At 72.3% G+C, this 14,896-nt stretch carries 13 protein-coding genes; 3 read left to right on the forward strand and 10 right to left on the reverse strand.

The window, feature by feature from the left end; all coding sequences use genetic code 11:
• Positions 1 to 210: 210 nt before the first annotated feature.
• From ACZ7MG_RS32145 to ACZ7MG_RS32155, 3 genes are all read right to left on the reverse strand, one after another.
• A complete protein-coding gene (locus ACZ7MG_RS32145; protein ID WP_471381520.1) occupies positions 211 to 1,428 on the reverse strand; it encodes an NAD(P)/FAD-dependent oxidoreductase in 1,218 nt (405 codons plus the stop codon).
• A gap of 118 nt (positions 1,429 to 1,546) precedes the next feature.
• The gene (locus ACZ7MG_RS32150) at positions 1,547 to 2,488 is read right to left on the reverse strand and encodes an RNA polymerase sigma-70 factor (RefSeq protein ID WP_471381522.1); all 942 of its coding nucleotides are present in this window, start codon (positions 2,486 to 2,488) and stop codon (positions 1,547 to 1,549) included.
• Positions 2,489 to 2,592: 104 nt separating this feature from the next.
• Positions 2,593 to 3,540, reverse strand: coding sequence for a DMT family transporter (locus ACZ7MG_RS32155; RefSeq protein WP_471381524.1), 948 nt, complete (start codon positions 3,538 to 3,540; stop codon positions 2,593 to 2,595).
• A gap of 30 nt (positions 3,541 to 3,570) precedes the next feature.
• On the opposite strand from ACZ7MG_RS32155, the gene pdxR reads away from it, so the two are divergent.
• Positions 3,571 to 5,064 (forward strand): MocR-like pyridoxine biosynthesis transcription factor PdxR, encoded by a 1,494-nt coding sequence (gene pdxR, locus ACZ7MG_RS32160; protein ID WP_471381526.1) that lies wholly within the window; start codon positions 3,571 to 3,573, stop codon positions 5,062 to 5,064.
• A 227-nt stretch (positions 5,065 to 5,291) separates the two neighbouring features.
• Entirely contained in the window at positions 5,292 to 5,753 is a 462-nt protein-coding gene (locus tag ACZ7MG_RS32165; RefSeq protein ID WP_471381529.1) for a hypothetical protein, read from the forward strand.
• Between the two features lies 1 nt (position 5,754).
• Here the strand turns inward: ACZ7MG_RS32165 and ACZ7MG_RS32170 are convergent, their stop codons facing one another.
• Both ACZ7MG_RS32170 and ACZ7MG_RS32175 read right to left on the reverse strand, forming a co-directional pair.
• The gene (locus ACZ7MG_RS32170; protein WP_471381532.1) at positions 5,755 to 7,293 is read right to left on the reverse strand and encodes an RICIN domain-containing protein; all 1,539 of its coding nucleotides are present in this window, start codon (positions 7,291 to 7,293) and stop codon (positions 5,755 to 5,757) included.
• A 299-nt stretch (positions 7,294 to 7,592) separates the two neighbouring features.
• Positions 7,593 to 8,315, reverse strand: a complete 723-nt coding sequence (locus ACZ7MG_RS32175; protein ID WP_471381535.1) for a FadR/GntR family transcriptional regulator — start codon at positions 8,313 to 8,315, stop codon at positions 7,593 to 7,595.
• Positions 8,316 to 8,477: 162 nt separating this feature from the next.
• Between ACZ7MG_RS32175 and ACZ7MG_RS32180 the strand changes: the two genes are divergently transcribed.
• A complete protein-coding gene (locus ACZ7MG_RS32180; protein ID WP_471381538.1) occupies positions 8,478 to 9,155 on the forward strand; it encodes an alpha/beta fold hydrolase in 678 nt (225 codons plus the stop codon).
• Positions 9,156 to 9,177: 22 nt separating this feature from the next.
• Here ACZ7MG_RS32180 and ACZ7MG_RS32185 read toward each other — a convergent pair whose 3' ends face one another.
• Genes ACZ7MG_RS32185 through ACZ7MG_RS32205 form a run of 5 tightly spaced genes read right to left on the reverse strand, consistent with a single transcriptional unit; the run spans position 9,178 to position 14,894 of the window.
• Complete coding sequence (locus ACZ7MG_RS32185; RefSeq protein ID WP_471381541.1) at positions 9,178 to 11,289, reverse strand: PQQ-dependent sugar dehydrogenase; 2,112 nt, start codon at positions 11,287 to 11,289, stop codon at positions 9,178 to 9,180.
• A gap of 31 nt (positions 11,290 to 11,320) precedes the next feature.
• Entirely contained in the window at positions 11,321 to 12,301 is a 981-nt protein-coding gene (locus ACZ7MG_RS32190) for a LamG-like jellyroll fold domain-containing protein (protein WP_471381543.1), read from the reverse strand.
• A 35-nt stretch (positions 12,302 to 12,336) separates the two neighbouring features.
• Entirely contained in the window at positions 12,337 to 13,119 is a 783-nt protein-coding gene (locus tag ACZ7MG_RS32195) for an ABC transporter ATP-binding protein (RefSeq protein ID WP_471381545.1), read from the reverse strand.
• Positions 13,109 to 13,876, reverse strand: coding sequence for an ABC transporter ATP-binding protein (locus ACZ7MG_RS32200; protein ID WP_471381548.1), 768 nt, complete (start codon positions 13,874 to 13,876; stop codon positions 13,109 to 13,111). Before ACZ7MG_RS32200 ends, ACZ7MG_RS32195 begins: the two co-directional genes overlap by 11 nt.
• Entirely contained in the window at positions 13,857 to 14,894 is a 1,038-nt protein-coding gene (locus ACZ7MG_RS32205) for a branched-chain amino acid ABC transporter permease (RefSeq protein WP_471381550.1), read from the reverse strand. Before ACZ7MG_RS32205 ends, ACZ7MG_RS32200 begins: the two co-directional genes overlap by 20 nt.
• Between the last annotated feature and the right edge of the window lie 2 nt (positions 14,895 to 14,896).

The raw sequence follows: 14,896 nt of genomic DNA on the forward strand, positions 1-14,896 counted from the left end.
CCGGCTGTTCCCGGAGCGGCCACACGGCTTTACGGAAGGCGGTATCCGGAGCGCCGGATCCGATCCACGACAGCCGGGCCGTGATCCCCAAGGAGTACGTCGAGTACGTCGAGTACGTCCACCAGCAGCCGCGGCGCCGAATGCCCTCCCGCGGCATCCGGCACCGCCCAGCCCGCCCAGCCCGCCCGGCGCGCCGCCCCGCATGGCGTCTCAAGCCGCGGCCTCGACCGCCGACTCCGCCTGCCCCGCCTGGTCCGTCCGTCCCGCCGGCTGGGCCGTGCGGCGGCGCCGGACCGGCATGCCCACGGTCGGGTGGGCGACGGCCCAGGCCGCGCCCTTGCAGATGATCTCCTTGTAGAAGGCGGCGAAGCGGCCGGTGAGGGCCTTGGGGACGGCCCGGTCGTCCGCGGTGACGAACTGGATCAGCCCCTCCTTGCGGCCGAGCGAGATGCACTGCTGGGCGTAGCGGATCGGAACGTCAGGGAGCTTCGCGTCGGTCAGCCGGGCCGCGATGGTGTCGGCGGCCTGCCATGCCGTGAAGACACCGGAGGCGCACGACATCCGCAGCGGCTTGTCGCCGGGGCCCATCGCGAAGGCCGTGTCACCGATGGCGTACACCTCGGGGTGCGAGACCGAGCGCATGGTCGCGTCGACCACGATCTGGCCGGTGCCGGAGACCTCCAGCGTGCTGGCCTCGGCGATGGGGTGGACGGCGAAGCCGGTGGCCCACACGGTGACCGCGGCCGGAACGGGCGCGGTGTCGGTCAGGACGCGGTCGGCCTCGACGGCGCTGACGGAGGTGTGCTCGTGCACGGTGACGCCGAGCCCGGCGAAGACCTTCCGCAGATGGTCCCGGCCCTTGTCGGAGAGCCAGTCGCCGAAGCCGCCGCGGGCCACGAGGGCGACGTCCAGGTCCGGGCGGGCCTCGGCGATCTCGGTCGCGGCCTCCAGGCCTGTGAGCCCGCCGCCGACGACCACCACGGGCTGTCCCGCCTCCAGCCGGGCCAGCCGCTCGCGCAGCCGGAGCGCTCCGGGGCGGCTGGAGATCTCGTCGGCGTGCTCGGCGGTGCCGGGGACGCCCTGGGGGTTCCAGCCGCTGCCGAGGGCGTAGACGAGGGTGTCGTACTCCAGTTCCTGCTCCCCGGCGCCGTGCTTGTCGACGACGGTGACGGTCCTGCGGTCGGCGTCGATGCCCGCGACCTCGGCGAGCTTCACCTCGACGCCGGTGCCCGCGAACATCTCGTCGAAGGGGCGGGGCTTGAGGTCCTGCCCGACCGCGAGCTGGTGCATCCGGACGCGCTCGACGAAGTCGGGCTCGGCGTTGACGAGGGTGATGGCGACATCGGCGCGGTGCAGCCGCTTGGCGAGGCGCCCGGCGGCGGTGGTCCCGGTGTAGCCGGCTCCGAGGACGATGATGCGGTGCTTCATTTCCTGCTCCTGTCTGCGCGGGTCGGACGCTTGCCGTTGTTCGGTGACGCCCCTTGAACCGGGCAGCCCGCGCTTTCCTGACAGGTAGGGAATGTGAAGCAGGTCACATTCCCTCTTGCTAGACGTGGAGCAGGGGCTCCCCGTGCTCGGTGGCCGCCCACACCTCGGTCGCGCGCTCCAGCTTGTCGGGGTTGACCTGGCTGCGGAACGCGACGATGCCGTCCGCGCCGATCTCCAGACAGACGACCCCGATGACCCGGCCGTCGACGACCGCCAGGATCGCGGGGCCGCCGTTGGCCGTCGAGACATGGATCTCGGACGTGCCGCCGACCAGGGCCCGCTTCGCCGGCGTCGGCTTGAACAGACCCCGCATGAACTTCGCGACCGCGAGAGCGCCCTCGAACGCCTTGGCGCGGGCCGGGACCTTCCCGCCGCCGTCGCCGACCGCGATGGCGTCCGAGGTGAGCAGTGCCACCAGCGGTTCGGTCTTCCCGCTGGTGGCCGCCGCGAGGAACTCCTCGACGATCCGCCGGGCCGCCGCCTCGTCGATCTCCGTACGGGCCTTGCCCGCCGCCACGTGCTTCTTCGCGCGGTGGAAGATCTGCTGCCCGGCGGCCTCGCTGATGTCGAGGATCTCGGCGATCTCCCGGTGCGGGTAGTCGAAGGCCTCCCTCAGCACGTACACCGCCCGCTCATTGGGCGTCAGACGCTCCAGCAGGGTGAGCACCGCGTACGAGACGGATTCGCGCTGTTCGGCGGTGTCGGCCGGGCCGAGCATCGGGTCGCCGGCGAGCAGCGGCTCGGGCAGCCACTGGCCCACATAGGTCTCCCGGCGGGCGCGGGCCGAGGTGAGCTGGTTGAGGCACAGGTTGGTGAGGACCTTCGTCAGCCAGGCCTCGGGCACCTCGATGCGGTCGACATCGGTGGCCTGCCAGCGCAGGAACGTCTCCTGCACGGCGTCCTCCGCGTCACTCGCCGAGCCCAGCAGGCGGTAGGCGATCGCCTCCAGCCGGGGCCTCGTCGCCTCGAACCGGTCCACATCGTGCATCGTCAGCGGCATGGTCCGAATCCTAGTGCGACACCGGCACCCGCCGCCCGACGTCGGCGAGGCGAAGGGCGCCCCCGGCCAGGGCTGTTGGGCCCCCGGCCGAGCCGGCTACACGGCTATCGGGAGCGCGTCGGGGCGGGCGGGGGATCCACCGGGGCCGTGCCGTCGAGGTCCGGGACCTCCTCGGTCGGCGAGACGCGTGGCCGCAGGCCGACGACCAGGCCGACGATCACCACGGCGATGCCCAGCCACACCGACGGCCCCGGCACACCGGTGCCCGACAGGGCGCCGGCGACCGCCGCCGAGAGCGGCGCGATACCGGTGAGCAGCCCGGCCCGCCCGGCCCCGACGGAGCGCACCGTCGAGTACCACAGGACGAAGGCGACCGCCGTCACCATCAGCGCCAGATGACCGACCGCAGCCCACTGCGTTCCCGTCAACTCCCGTACGGCGGACGGCCCTTCCCGTACGGCGCCGAGGACGGCCAGCATCACGGCGCCCAGCCACACCGCGTGCAGGGACACCCCCCACGGGCTGTGCCGCCGCAGCACCGGCACCGCGAGCAGTGTGAACGCGGCCTCGCAGGCCAGGGCGAGCGCCGCCCAGGCCACCCCGACGGCATCGGTACGGCCCGTCCCCTGCACCAGCACCGCGCCCGCCATCACGACCGGCGCCGCCAGCAGGACCTGCCGACTGGGCGTGCGCCGCTCCAGCACGGGCCCCACCACCCCGAGCACCAGCGGGACGCACGCCACCGCCACGGCGATGACCGCGGGCTCCGCGTGTGCCACGCCCCGCACCACGGCCACGTTGAACAGCACCAGACCGGTGAGCGCGAGCCCGCCCAGCCACAGCCACTCCCGGCCGCGCGGCCACACCGGCCGATGACCGGCGAGCCGGGCGACGACCACGAGGATCACGGTCGCGACCGCGTACCGGACGGCCTGTGTGGTGAACAGCGGGGCGTCGACGAGGGCGTGCGAGACGGTGACGCTGCTGCCGACCAGAACCATGCCGACCATGCCGGGCACGAGCGGCGCGAACGGAGGGGAGGGGGTGTCCATGGCGTCCACCCTGCCCGCACAATGGACGCCATGGGCAGGTCCACAGCACCCCGCTCCGAGGGGTCCAAAACAGCGTCCGCGACGGGTTCGGACTTCCTCCAGCTGGACATCGGCCAGGCACCGCCCGGCGGACGCACCACCTGGCTCACCGACCGGCTGCGGTCCGCCATCACGGACGGCCGGCTGCCCGTCGGCACCCGGCTGCCCGCCAGCCGCGTACTGGCCGACGAGCTGCGCGTCACCCGGGGCGTGGTCACCGAGGCGTACCGGCGGCTCGCGGAGTCCGGTCAGATCGCCGGTCGCGGCCGACGCGGCACCGTGGTCGTGGCGGTGCCCGCCGGACCCCGTGATCCCACCCGCGACTCGGCGGAGCCCGGGCCCGCGCTCTTCGGCTCGGCCGACCGCGACGGCATCATCGACACCCTGCGCGCCCTGCCCTGCCGCATCGACCTCTCCCCGGGCGTCCCCGACCTCGCCGCCTTCCCCCGCACCGCGTGGCTGCGTGCCGAACGCGCCGTCCTCTCGGGGGTCACGCCGGCCGACTTCGGCTACGGCGATCCCCGGGGCGCCCCCGCATTGCGCCGGGCCGTGGTCGGCTGGCTGGCCCGCAACCGCGGCATTCGCGCGGACGCGGACGAGGTGGTGATCGTCGCCGGGGTGGCGCAGGCCCTCGGCCTGCTCGGGCAGCTCCTGCGGGCGGAGGGGACCCGCCGGATCGCCGTCGAGGACCCCGGATCCCTCGGCGCACGCCAGCAGTTGGAGTACGGCGGCCTCACGACCGTTCCCGTCCCGGTGGACGGCGACGGGCTCGACGTGGGCGCCCTGCGTGCCTCCGGCGCCCGAGCGGTGCTGATGACCCCCGCCCACCAGTTCCCCACCGGTGTGGTCCTCGGCGGGGAACGCCGACGCGAGCTGCTGGGCTGGGCGGCCGAGGGCGGGGTGGTCATCGAGGACGACTACGACGCCGAGCACCGCTACGACCGGCCGCCGGTCCCGGCCCTGCGCTCCCTGCTGCCCGAGGGCGTCTGCCACACCGGCAGCGTCTCCAAACTGCTCGCGCCCGCGCTGCGGGTGGGCTGGCTCCTCGCCCCCGCGCACCGGCACGACGCCCTCGTGACCGCGAAGCGGTACGCCGACCTCGGCAACGGCGTCCTCACCCAGCTCACCCTCGCCCGCCTGATGGACTCCGGCGAACTCGAACGCCATCTGCGCCACGTCCGGCTGCGCCACCGTCGGAGGCGGGACGTGATGCTGCGGGCCATCGAGACCCATCTGCCGGGTGCCCGGGTGCACGGGGCGGCCGCGGGCCTGCACCTGATGATCAGCTTCGGAGACGGGCCGGGCGCCTTCCACGACACCGACCTCGCCGCCGCCGCACTCGCCCGCGGCGTCAAGGCACACCCCCTGTCCTGGCACCGGATGACCCCCGGCCCGCCCGGCCTCGTCCTCGGCTACGCGGCAGGCCCCGCCCACGAGATCGACGAGGGCATCGCCCTGCTCGGCGACGCCCTGCGCGGAGTGTGACGGCACGGGAGGAGACCACCCTCTTCCGCGCGGGTCGCCGCCGCGTCCCAACGCCGTCCCAGGGGCCCGTCGTTCGCGCAGGTCGACCGGGGCGGAACGGTCCCACTGTCCCGGTGGGGCGGCAGCGGTTGTCGCCGGGCCCCGGCGTTCTGGAATCTGTGGACGGCGCCCACGTCATCGACCGACGTGAGCCCCACCCGTCCATGTCACTCACCGAAGGAACCCATGTGAAGAACTCCCGTATGGGCCGCGCGGCCGCGGCCTCGGCCGTGCTGATCGGCAGCGGCGCCCTGGTGTTCGTCCCCGCGTCGGCGGCCTCGGCCACCGAGGACGACTGTGACGGCATCGCCGTCGTCGGCGTCTTCCGCGCCGTCGAGTCCGGAGCGTCGTTCGACTTCCGCGGCCGCCGCGTCGAGTTGCAGAACGAGTCGGCGCTCGACCGCTACAGCCGCGCGGAGATCAAGTCCGGCCGCAAGGCCGGCGACCGGCTGTGGGTCGACCGCAGCTTCCGCTCGTTCCCCGACTTCAAGGGCGTCGTCACCGACCAGCAGGCGAAGAGGGACGGCTGGAAGATGTGCGGCCCCTACACCGGCAGCCGCACCCAGTCCGTCTACAACGCCAACTACGCCGCGCGCGCCTGCGGGGAGTTCGACGGCATCACCAAGTGCGGCAAGTGGTGGGTGGACTGACCTACCCCGCCGCGACCGACTCGACCACCCATCGCTGTTCCGCGTCCCCGTTCCGGGGAGCCGGCACCAGGATGGTGCCGGCCTCGGGCGAGGCGGGGGCGATCACGAGGTTCCTCTCGTCGCGTGTGCGGAGTTCCCCTTCGGGGCTCAGCTCGAAGCGGAGACCGAACGAGACGTCGCCCGAGGAGTCGCAGGACTCCAGATCCAGCACCTCGTCGTCCCCGCCCGCGTCCAGGCACAGTTCGGGTGCGGCGAGATTGCTCAGCAGCCCGTTCTCCAGGTAGGTCCACCGCTGCGTACTGGCGGCCGAGCAGGCGGACAGAGTGATCTCCGCGCCACGCTCGGGCGGCGTCCCAGGGACGTCCATGCACAGGTCCGCGCCCGCATTGCGCAGTCGGCCGCTCTCCGGAGGGACAGGGAGGGCGGCCGCGGCCGTGGGGGCGGAGGGTGACGGCGTGGGCGTGGGCAGCCGCGTCGCCGGACCCGGTGCGGCGTCGTCGGACGACGTACCGGCCACGATGAGCGCCGCCGTGACAGCGGCCGAACCGACGGCTATCACGGCGACTCCGGCGACGAGAACCTTCGTGCCCTTCCGGGCGCCACCGGACCTGCGCTTCTTTCTTCCCGGTCCCTGTGGCGCCCGCGAGGCCTCCGAGCGGCCGGCGTCGACTCCCTTGGCGGCCGTGGTGTCACCGGACGCCGTCCGCGCGGGACGTGCCCGGCACGCGGCCAGGTAGGGGTGCGCGCTCTCGCCGAGGAGCGTTTCCGCCAGCAGTACGCCCGGTTCCGTGGCGCAGAGCCTGAGCTGTTCGGCGGTGTCCTGGCAGTAGGAGCACTGCTCCAGATGCAGTTGCACCTCGGGCAGCGTGGAACCGGCACCGCGTGAGGGCGCGTCGAGGAGACGGCTGTAGTCCCGGCACTCCCTCCCGGCCGAATTCTCGACATGTGTGCGCAGCAGCGCCGACCGCAACTGCTCCCGCGCCCGGTCCGACTCGGAGGGCGGCATGGTGCCTTCGATCCCGAGCAGGGCCGCGGGGACGGCCGCCGATTCGGCTTCCACCTCCAGATGCCACAGCACGTACTGCGTGGTCCGCGGAAGCCGCAGGAAGGCGATGTGGGTCAGGTGCCGGTTCTCGGCGACCGACGGTGCCGGTGGCCTGTCTCCCTGGGCGGTCCCGGCCCGGTCGTACGACACCCTCGAAGCGGTGCCGGTCTGTGCGCGCGCACGGGCGGTGTCCCGTACGGCGACGAGCAGTCGGGGGCGCAGCGCGTCGGTGGACCCGGCTCTCTGGAGGTCCTGCACCACATGGCGGAACGCCGCGGAAGCGAGCACTCGCGCGAGGGCCGGTGAACCGTGGGCGCAGATCTCCGCGTAGTCGGCGACCGCTGACCCGTGTCGCGCGATCAACGCCGCGACCGGGGTGGTGCCCTCGACGGCCCGGGACATTCTCAGCGCGGCGACGAGGGCGTCGTCCGATATCCCGGGAGCGGTCTCGGGGTCGGGTGCCGGGCTGGCGGGAAGCGAGTGGGCGAAAGACACAGGGGCTTTCCTTCTCCCAGGGCGCGCTGGGCAGCCTCATCCCGGGCCGATGCGGGAACAGCGGCAGCGCGGACCTGGCTGTGGCCGTGCGGAGAGAGGTGTCGAGGTGGTGACCGCCTGGGTGATGCCGCGCGACCGCCTTGTGGGGGGAGCGGGCAACGCCACGACCCGTGCGAGCCGATGGGCCGGTTACGGATTGTTCTGAGCTGAACCACCCTGTCATACAGGCCAGATGTCCAACAAGGGGCGTCGGCACGCTCTCACAGGAAGTCGGAGCGGCTCCGTTCCGCTCTCTCGTGTCACTCCTGTGTCGGTGTCGTACCGGGTGGTGCGTCCGCCGCCCGGAGATGGTCCTTCAGCCACTGTTCCGTGGTGCTCACATGCAGGAGCGCGGCGGCCTGGCTGAGGGAGGCGTCGCGGGTGGACAGGGCGGCGAAGATCGCCTCGTGCTCGGCGAGGGTCCGGGCCGCGGCCTGGGCGTCCACCAGGCCGCGCCAGACACGGGCGCGCAGCGTGCGGCCGGAGATGGCCTCCAGCAGGGTGAGCAGCGTTTCGTTGCCCGTGGCCGTGACGACGGCCCGGTGGAAGGCGGCGTCGTGGGCGTTGAGCAGTTCCACGTCGTCGCGGGCCTCGCGCATGGCGTCCAGGTGCTGCTTCACCTCGGCGAGCTGCTCGTCGGAGATCCGGGTGGCGGCGAGCCCGGTGGCGAGCGGTTCCAGGAGCCTGCGTACCTCCATGAGGTCCCGCAGGGCGCCCGCGTCCCCCTGCAGCAGTTCCACCGCTCCGCCGAGTCCCTCGAAGAGCAGGCTCGGCTGCAGGCTGGTCACATAGGTGCCGTCGCCGCGCCTGATGTCCAGGACCCGGGCGACCGAGAGGGCCTTGACCGCTTCGCGGGCGAGGTTGCGCGAGAGCCCCAACTGGGCGGCCAGGTCCGGCTCCGGCGGGAGTTTCGCCCCGGGGGGCAGGGCGCCCGTGCGGATCAGCTCACGGATCTGCTCAATGGCCTTGTCCGTCAAGGACAACGCGCACTCCTTCCGTCACCGTTCGCCGCGGGCGCGTCCGACCTCATCGCCCCCGGCCGTGAAGATCGTCCCAGAGGCCCTCAGCGACGTGCAACGGCTCGGACGACCGGACCGCGCGCCAAGGCCGTCCTCACCGGTTTCCGCCTGGCCTACGATGACGCGGTGAAATTCGTGATGGTGCCGGGCGGTTGGCAGGGCGGATGGGTCTTCGACGCGGTCGCCGCCGACCTCCACCGGGACGGGCACCATGTGGAAGCGGTGACCCTGGCAGGGCTGGAGTCGGACGGCCCCGCCGATGTGGACCGCCCGCCGAACCTCGACACCCATATCGACCAGGTGGCCGAGATCGTCGACCGGAGCGACGGAACGGCCCTCGCGCTGTGCGGGCACAGCTACGGCGGGATGGTGATCGCCGGTGTCGCGGACCGGCTCGGCGACCGCCTCGATCAGCTCGTCTTCATCGACGCCTATGTCCCGGACGACGGGGATTCGTGCTGGTCGTCGACGAGCGAGAGCTTCCGCGAGCTGTTCATGGCGGGCGCCCGCGACGACGGGCGATGGGTCGCGGTCCCCGAGGGGCTCGACCCCCGCGCGCGACCGCATCCCCTGCCGAGCCTCGTGCAGTCCATCAGGCTGAGGGGCGACCTCGGCAGCGCCCCCGCCCGGACGTTCATCAGCGGGGGCGCCTGGGCGGGCAGCCCGTTCCTGACCCTGACCGAACGGTTGCGCGACGACCCGGGCTGGCGGGTCCACGAGATTCCCGTGGGCCACAACATCGCCCGCCGCGACCCGCATGCCCTCGCGGCCGTTCTCGGCGCACTGCCGCACGAAGCCACCTGAACTCACGACGCGACCAGCACTGTCACGGAGACGAAACCCTCACCCCCCGAACCCGTCCCGTGTTGTCGAACGACCCGAAGCCCACCCGGCCGGTGGCGAGCGTGGTGTCGACGGCGGTCATCAGCGGCCGCTTCGAACCGTCGACGTAGACCGCGATCTCGCCCGTGCTCGCGCAGCGCACCACCCGCACCTGGTGCCAGGCGGTGTCGGTGACGGCCGGCGGGGCGCCCGTCGTGCCGTTCCACTGGTCGTCCACGCGCCGGCGGTCGGCGTCGTCGACGACGAAGATCCCGTTGTGCGGGTAGATCGTGTTGTCCTGGGACAGATGGACGTAGGAGAACCTCGTGTCCGACTGGTGGTCGAAGACGAGGATCACGTCCCGGTTGGGCGTGTCGACGGGCGTGTCGATGTGGACCTCCGCGTCGATCCGTACGTCGCGGTACGCCGCCGGGCCCGCCGTCAGGACGGCGTACTCGGAGGGGCGGCGCGGGCCGGGACGCTGGACGCCGGCCTCCGCGAGGACGGCCTCCCGACCCGGGAAGCGCCACTTTGACGCGGTGACGGGGGCCCAGTTCCGGCCGTCCATGACGTGGGTGAGGCGGGACCCGGTGGTGTCGCAGGAGGCGAACGCGCGGGTGCCGGTGACCTTCCAGATCCTGCCGTTGGCCTTGGAGAGCAGATACAGCTCACCGGCGGCGTCCTGGCCGAAGTGCAGGTCCACCCGGGCGCTCTGGGCCAGGTCCCGCATCGTGACGCGCTTGCCGCTCGCGTCGTACAGCATCAGGTCGTACAACCGCGCCAGTTTGCCGCTGCCGCGCCGCATGTCCTTGGTGTCGGCGAAGAGCAGCCGTCCGTCGACGATGTCCCCGAAGACGTACTTGCCGCGCAGGGCGGGCAGGTCGTCGCCCCGGTAGACGAAGCCGCCCACGACGGCGCGGCCGACGTCGGAGGTGCAGTTCCAGTCGGCGGGCGGGTCGTGGTCGTAGGCGACGACCGGGTAGGTGTAGCCGTACTTCGCGTCGTCCTCGGGGAGCGGGAGGATCTGGTCGCACGGGTCGGTGGCCGTCTTGTCGAAGACGAACGGACCCTCGCGTTCGCTCCAGCCGAAGTTGTCGCCCGCGCGCACCTCGTAGACCGACTCGACGGCGTGCTGGCCGATGTTCCCGACGTACATACGGTGGCTGCCCGCGGGGTCCCAGCTGAAGCGGTGCGGGTCGCGCAGGCCGTACGCGTAGATCTCGCCCAGGGCGCCCGGGGTCGCGGTGAACGGGTTGCCGGCCGGGATGCCGTACTTGCCGTTGGCGCTGTTCGTGCCGCGCGGGTCGATGCGCAGGATCTTGCCGTGCGGGAGGGCGAGGCTCTGCGGCTCGGAGCTCCTGGCACCCTGGCCGCCGTCGCCCACGGCCAGGTAGAGCAGCCCGCGATCGCGGTCGTGGCGACCGGCCGTGGGGTTGAAGTCGATCTGCTGGATGCCGTGGACCGGGCTCGCGAAGCCGATGCGCAGGATCTCCCGGCGGGAGCCGGAGAAGGTGTCGGCCGAGGGGTCCGTGGCCGTCCACTCGGTGACGACGCCCTGGTAGACGGTGGCCGCCTGCTGCCGGTAGTCGGGTACGGCGGTGGTCGCGGAGGCCAGTTCGGTGTGCACGGTGTAGAAGCGGCCGTTGCGCTGGAAGCCGGGGTCGAAGGTGACGAAGCCGAAGCCCTGGCCGAGGCCCCGGCTGGCGAAGAACGCGGGGGAGAAGGTGGCGGCGATGTCCAGGTAGAGCCGGGGGGCGCCGCCGTCCCGTACGAGGTAGAGCTTGCCGTTGAGGTCCGGGACGGCCTTCCGGCCCGAGCGGTCGGGGAGTTCGCTGAGGTGGTTGATGCGGGCGTGCCGCATGAGCCGGGGATCGGTGACCGGGCCGGGCGGCGCCTCGGTCTTGGGGAAGGCGGCGTACTCCTCGACGGTCAGCCCGATGCCGGAGGCGGCGGGCCGCTCCGGGATGGGGTCGGTGAGGGGGCCGGCAGCCGCCGCGCGCGCCGTGCCGGGGAGGGCGACGAGGGCCGACAGCAGCAGGGCGAGGACGACCAGGGGGACCAGGGGGAGGGGGGTCGGTGTGTGGGCTCGGCGTCTGAGGGCCGGAGATGCGGCCATATCAAGGTCACTCCTTTGTGAACGTACGTCGTCAGTGGTCGGCCACCAGGCGGTACTGGGCCCGGATCCGGTCGCCGCCCACCGCGCTGTCCAGGAACATCAGGCTGTCCATGCGGCAGTCGCAGGGATTGCGTTCGGCGGTGTTCTGCGGGAAGCTGCCGCCGATCTTGATGCCCCGGGGGTCGGTGGACGAGGCACGGTGCGGGCCCGGCCCCGAGAGGTCCCAGGGGTCGCCGGGAACGGTGTAGAAGCCGTCCAGCCGCTGCCCGTCGCGGTACAGCGCCGTCGCTCCGGTGCCGAAGTCGAAGGTGGCGGCGAGGAAGACCCACTCGCCGACTGGCAGCAGGGTGCGCCAGTCCTCGGAGGCGGCGAAGGTCTGCGAGGCCGCCCCGTCGACGCGCCGGCCGAGGGCCACGAGCCGCAGTTCGCCGTTCACCTCGATGATCTCCAGCAGGCCCCGCACCGCGTGGCCGTCGGAGTCCCCCGACAGCACTCCGGCCAGGCCCACGGCGCCGTAACGGTCGTCCGGGGCGGCCGTGTTGGTGTTGAGGGCCGGGTTCGGGCCGGTCATCTTGAACCAGCCCATCACGGTCATCCCCTCGACCGCGTTGAACGCCCGGAGCGTCGGCACACCGGACGGCCCGTACACCCCCGCCTTCCAGTCGTCGGCGCCCTTCGCGTCCGGGGTGACCTGCCGCACCTGGAGCGAGGCCCGGCTGCCCCGGTGCGCTCCGTCGTACGTCCGCATCCGGGCCCCGCCGCCGACGAGGTCGATGTCGGTACGGGAGAAACCCAGGCCACGTTCGCGCGCCGGGTTCCCGGGGACCGGGTGCTCGAAGTCGTAGTACGCGGCCAGGTGGGGGCGCAGGGAGGGATGCACGAGGCCTGTTCCCGTCCCCGTCCCCGTCCCCGTCCCCGTCCCCGTCCCCGCTCCGGAGGGTGCCGCCGCTGTGGTGGCGAGGGCGGTCAGCAGCGCGGCGACACCCGCGAGCCTGTTCCGTCTGCTGCGCATGAACGGTCTCCTTGGAGTCATGGGAGTCATGGGAGTCATCGGCGCGCGGGCCGACCGCCCAGATACAGTTCGCCGAGCTGCGGGTCGGCGAGCAACTCCCGTGCCGGGCCGGCGATATGGACCCGGCCGAGATCGAGGACACAGCCGGTGTCGGCGGCTTCCAGGGCCCGCCGCGCGTTCTGTTCGACCAGCAGGACGGCGGTCCCCGCGTCCCGCATCCGGACGATCTGCTCGAACACCACCCCGGTCGCCTTGGGATCGAGACCCATCGACGGCTCGTCCAGGAGCACGACCCGGGGCTTGACCATCAGCGACCGCGCGAACTCCACCTGCTTCTGCTGCCCGCCGGAGAGCAGCCCGGCCAGGCTCGTCCACCGCTCGGCCACGACCGGGAACAACTCCCGTACGAAGTCGGCGCGTTCGGCGACGAGGTCCTTGTCCCGCAGGGTGTAACCGCCGAGCAGGACGTTCTCGGCGACCGTCATCTCCCGGAACACGCTGTGCCCTTGGAGGACATGGGCGACCCCTGCGGCGAGCATCCGCTGGGGTCCGTGGCCGGTGACGTCCTCGCCGTCGACGAGGATCCGGCCCGAGCGGGGGGCCAGGAGACCGCTGGCTACCTTCAGGACCGTGGACTTGCCCGCGCCGTTGGGGCCGACGAGGCACACGATCGCCCCGGCCGGCACGCGGACCGTCAGCCCACGCAGGACCAGCGCCGCCCGCCCGTATCCGGCGCGGATGTCGTCGAGTTCGAGAAGGAAGGGAGAAGGGAAGGGAGAGCCGGTGCTGCCGGAGGTGGTGTGCGCGTCAGACGCCAAGGTATGCCCCGAGGACTCGTTCGTCGGACTGGATCAGTGAGGGCGGGCCCTGGGCGATCGGCCGGCCGCGATCGAACACGACGACGTGGTCACTGAGGCTCATGACCATCTCCATGTTGTGCTCGACGATCAGGAACGTCCGTCCCTCGGCGTTGAGTTCGCGCACCAGGTCGCCGATGCGGTCGATGAGTGCCGGGTTGACCCCGCCCGCGGGCTCGTCCAGCAGGATCAGCTCCGGCTCGCTCGTCAGGACGCCCGCCAGCTCCAGCAACTTCTGCTGCCCCCAGGAGAGTTGGCGGGCCTCGGCGCGCTCCAGGTGTTCGATGCCCATCCGGGTCAGCCAGTAACGGGCCCGCTCGGTCTCCGCATGCGTGCCCGAGCGCCCGAGGTGTCCGGTGAGACCGTGCGGCCGGACGGCGGCCAGGAGGTTGTCCAGCACCGTCATCCGGGGGAAGACCCGGCAGAGCTGGAAGGAACGCCCGATGCCGGCGCGGGCGATCCGGTGCGGGGCCCGGCCCGTGAGGTCGCGTCCGCGGTAGGTGACGCGCCCGGCGTCCGGGCGGATCATCCCGGTGACACAGTTGAAGAAGGTCGTCTTGCCCGAACCGTTGGGCCCGATCAGGGCGTTGACCTTGCCGTGGTGGAAGGTCACGGTCGCCGAGTCCAGCGCGGTGACCCCACCGAACGCCTTAATGAGCCCGGTGGTCGCGAGGCTCGGCTCAGCCTCGGGTGCCGTCTCAGGTGCCGCTTCGCTCACTGTCCCTCACCTCCGTCTCGTCGCCCCCGTGGAACTCCTCGCCCCGCTCCCGCAGTTCGGCTGCGGTCACCTCCCGGATGGAGGCGTCGCCGGTGTGGCGGAACCGGCGGAGGAGGGCGCCGGCGGCCGGGATGACGCCGTCCGGCATGAGCGTCACCACGACGCCCAGGAGCAGCCCCGCCACGACCAGATGCAGGGGGGTGTCGCCGTACTCGACCTTGGAGTACTCCAGGGCGTACCCGACGATCAGCGCGCCCAGCAGCGGCCCGTACAACTGGCGGACGCCACCGAGCAGGGCCATCAGCACCATGTACGACCCGCTGAGGATGGAGAACTGGAAGACCGGGTCGAGGTCGCCGAACCACAGGGCGTACAGCCCGCCGGCCAGCGCGGTGAAGGCGGCGGAGACGACGAAGACCACCAGCTTGTACGTGAACGTGGGGATGCCGAGCGACTGGGCCTTGTCCTCGTCCTCGCGGATCGCCTTCAGGCCCATGCCGAACCGTGAGCGGTCGATGGCCCACCAGACCAGCAGGGCCAGCGCGAGCAGTGCCAGGAAGAGGAAGTAGAAGGTCCGGTGGTGCTCGGCTCGCAGCATGCCGGGGAAGGGCCGCGGTACGACCAGTCCCCGGGAGCCACCGGTGAGGGAGGCCCAGCTCTGGAAGACCAGCAGCAGGATGAGGACGAGGGCGATGGAGACGATGACGAAGGAGGCACCGCGTACCCGCAGGGCGGCGTAGCCGACCGGAACGGCGAGCGCCGCCACCAGGACGGCGGCCACGAACAGCGCGGCGAAGGGCGGGAGTTCGCCCTTGGCAACCAGCAGGCCGGTGCCGTAGGCCCCGAGACCGGCGAACGCCCCGTGCCCGAGGGAGACATAGCCCGTGAAACCGCCGACGAAGTTCCAGGACGTGGAGAGGACCGCGTAGTTGAGGATGGCGATGCCCACGGTGATCTCGTAGGGGCTCGGGGCCATGGACGGGAAGGAGAGCGCCACGGCCGCCGCCACGAGCAGCACGC

It is taken from the genome of Streptomyces sp. NPDC107538, from assembly GCF_055657445.1.

Bases quoted from the DNA above. Each gene is read 5' to 3' on its own strand.
- ACZ7MG_RS32145 (WP_471381520.1), bottom strand. From the start codon at position 1,428: ATGAAGCACCGCATCATCGTCCTCGGAGCCGGCTACACCGGGACCACC.
- ACZ7MG_RS32150 (WP_471381522.1), bottom strand. From the start codon at position 2,488: ATGCCGCTGACGATGCACGATGTGGACCGGTTCGAGGCGACGAGGCCC.
- ACZ7MG_RS32155 (WP_471381524.1), bottom strand. From the start codon at position 3,540: ATGGACACCCCCTCCCCTCCGTTCGCGCCGCTCGTGCCCGGCATGGTC.
- pdxR (WP_471381526.1), top strand. From the start codon at position 3,571: ATGGGCAGGTCCACAGCACCCCGCTCCGAGGGGTCCAAAACAGCGTCC.
- ACZ7MG_RS32185 (WP_471381541.1), bottom strand. From the start codon at position 11,289: ATGGCCGCATCTCCGGCCCTCAGACGCCGAGCCCACACACCGACCCCC.
- ACZ7MG_RS32190 (WP_471381543.1), bottom strand. From the start codon at position 12,301: ATGCGCAGCAGACGGAACAGGCTCGCGGGTGTCGCCGCGCTGCTGACC.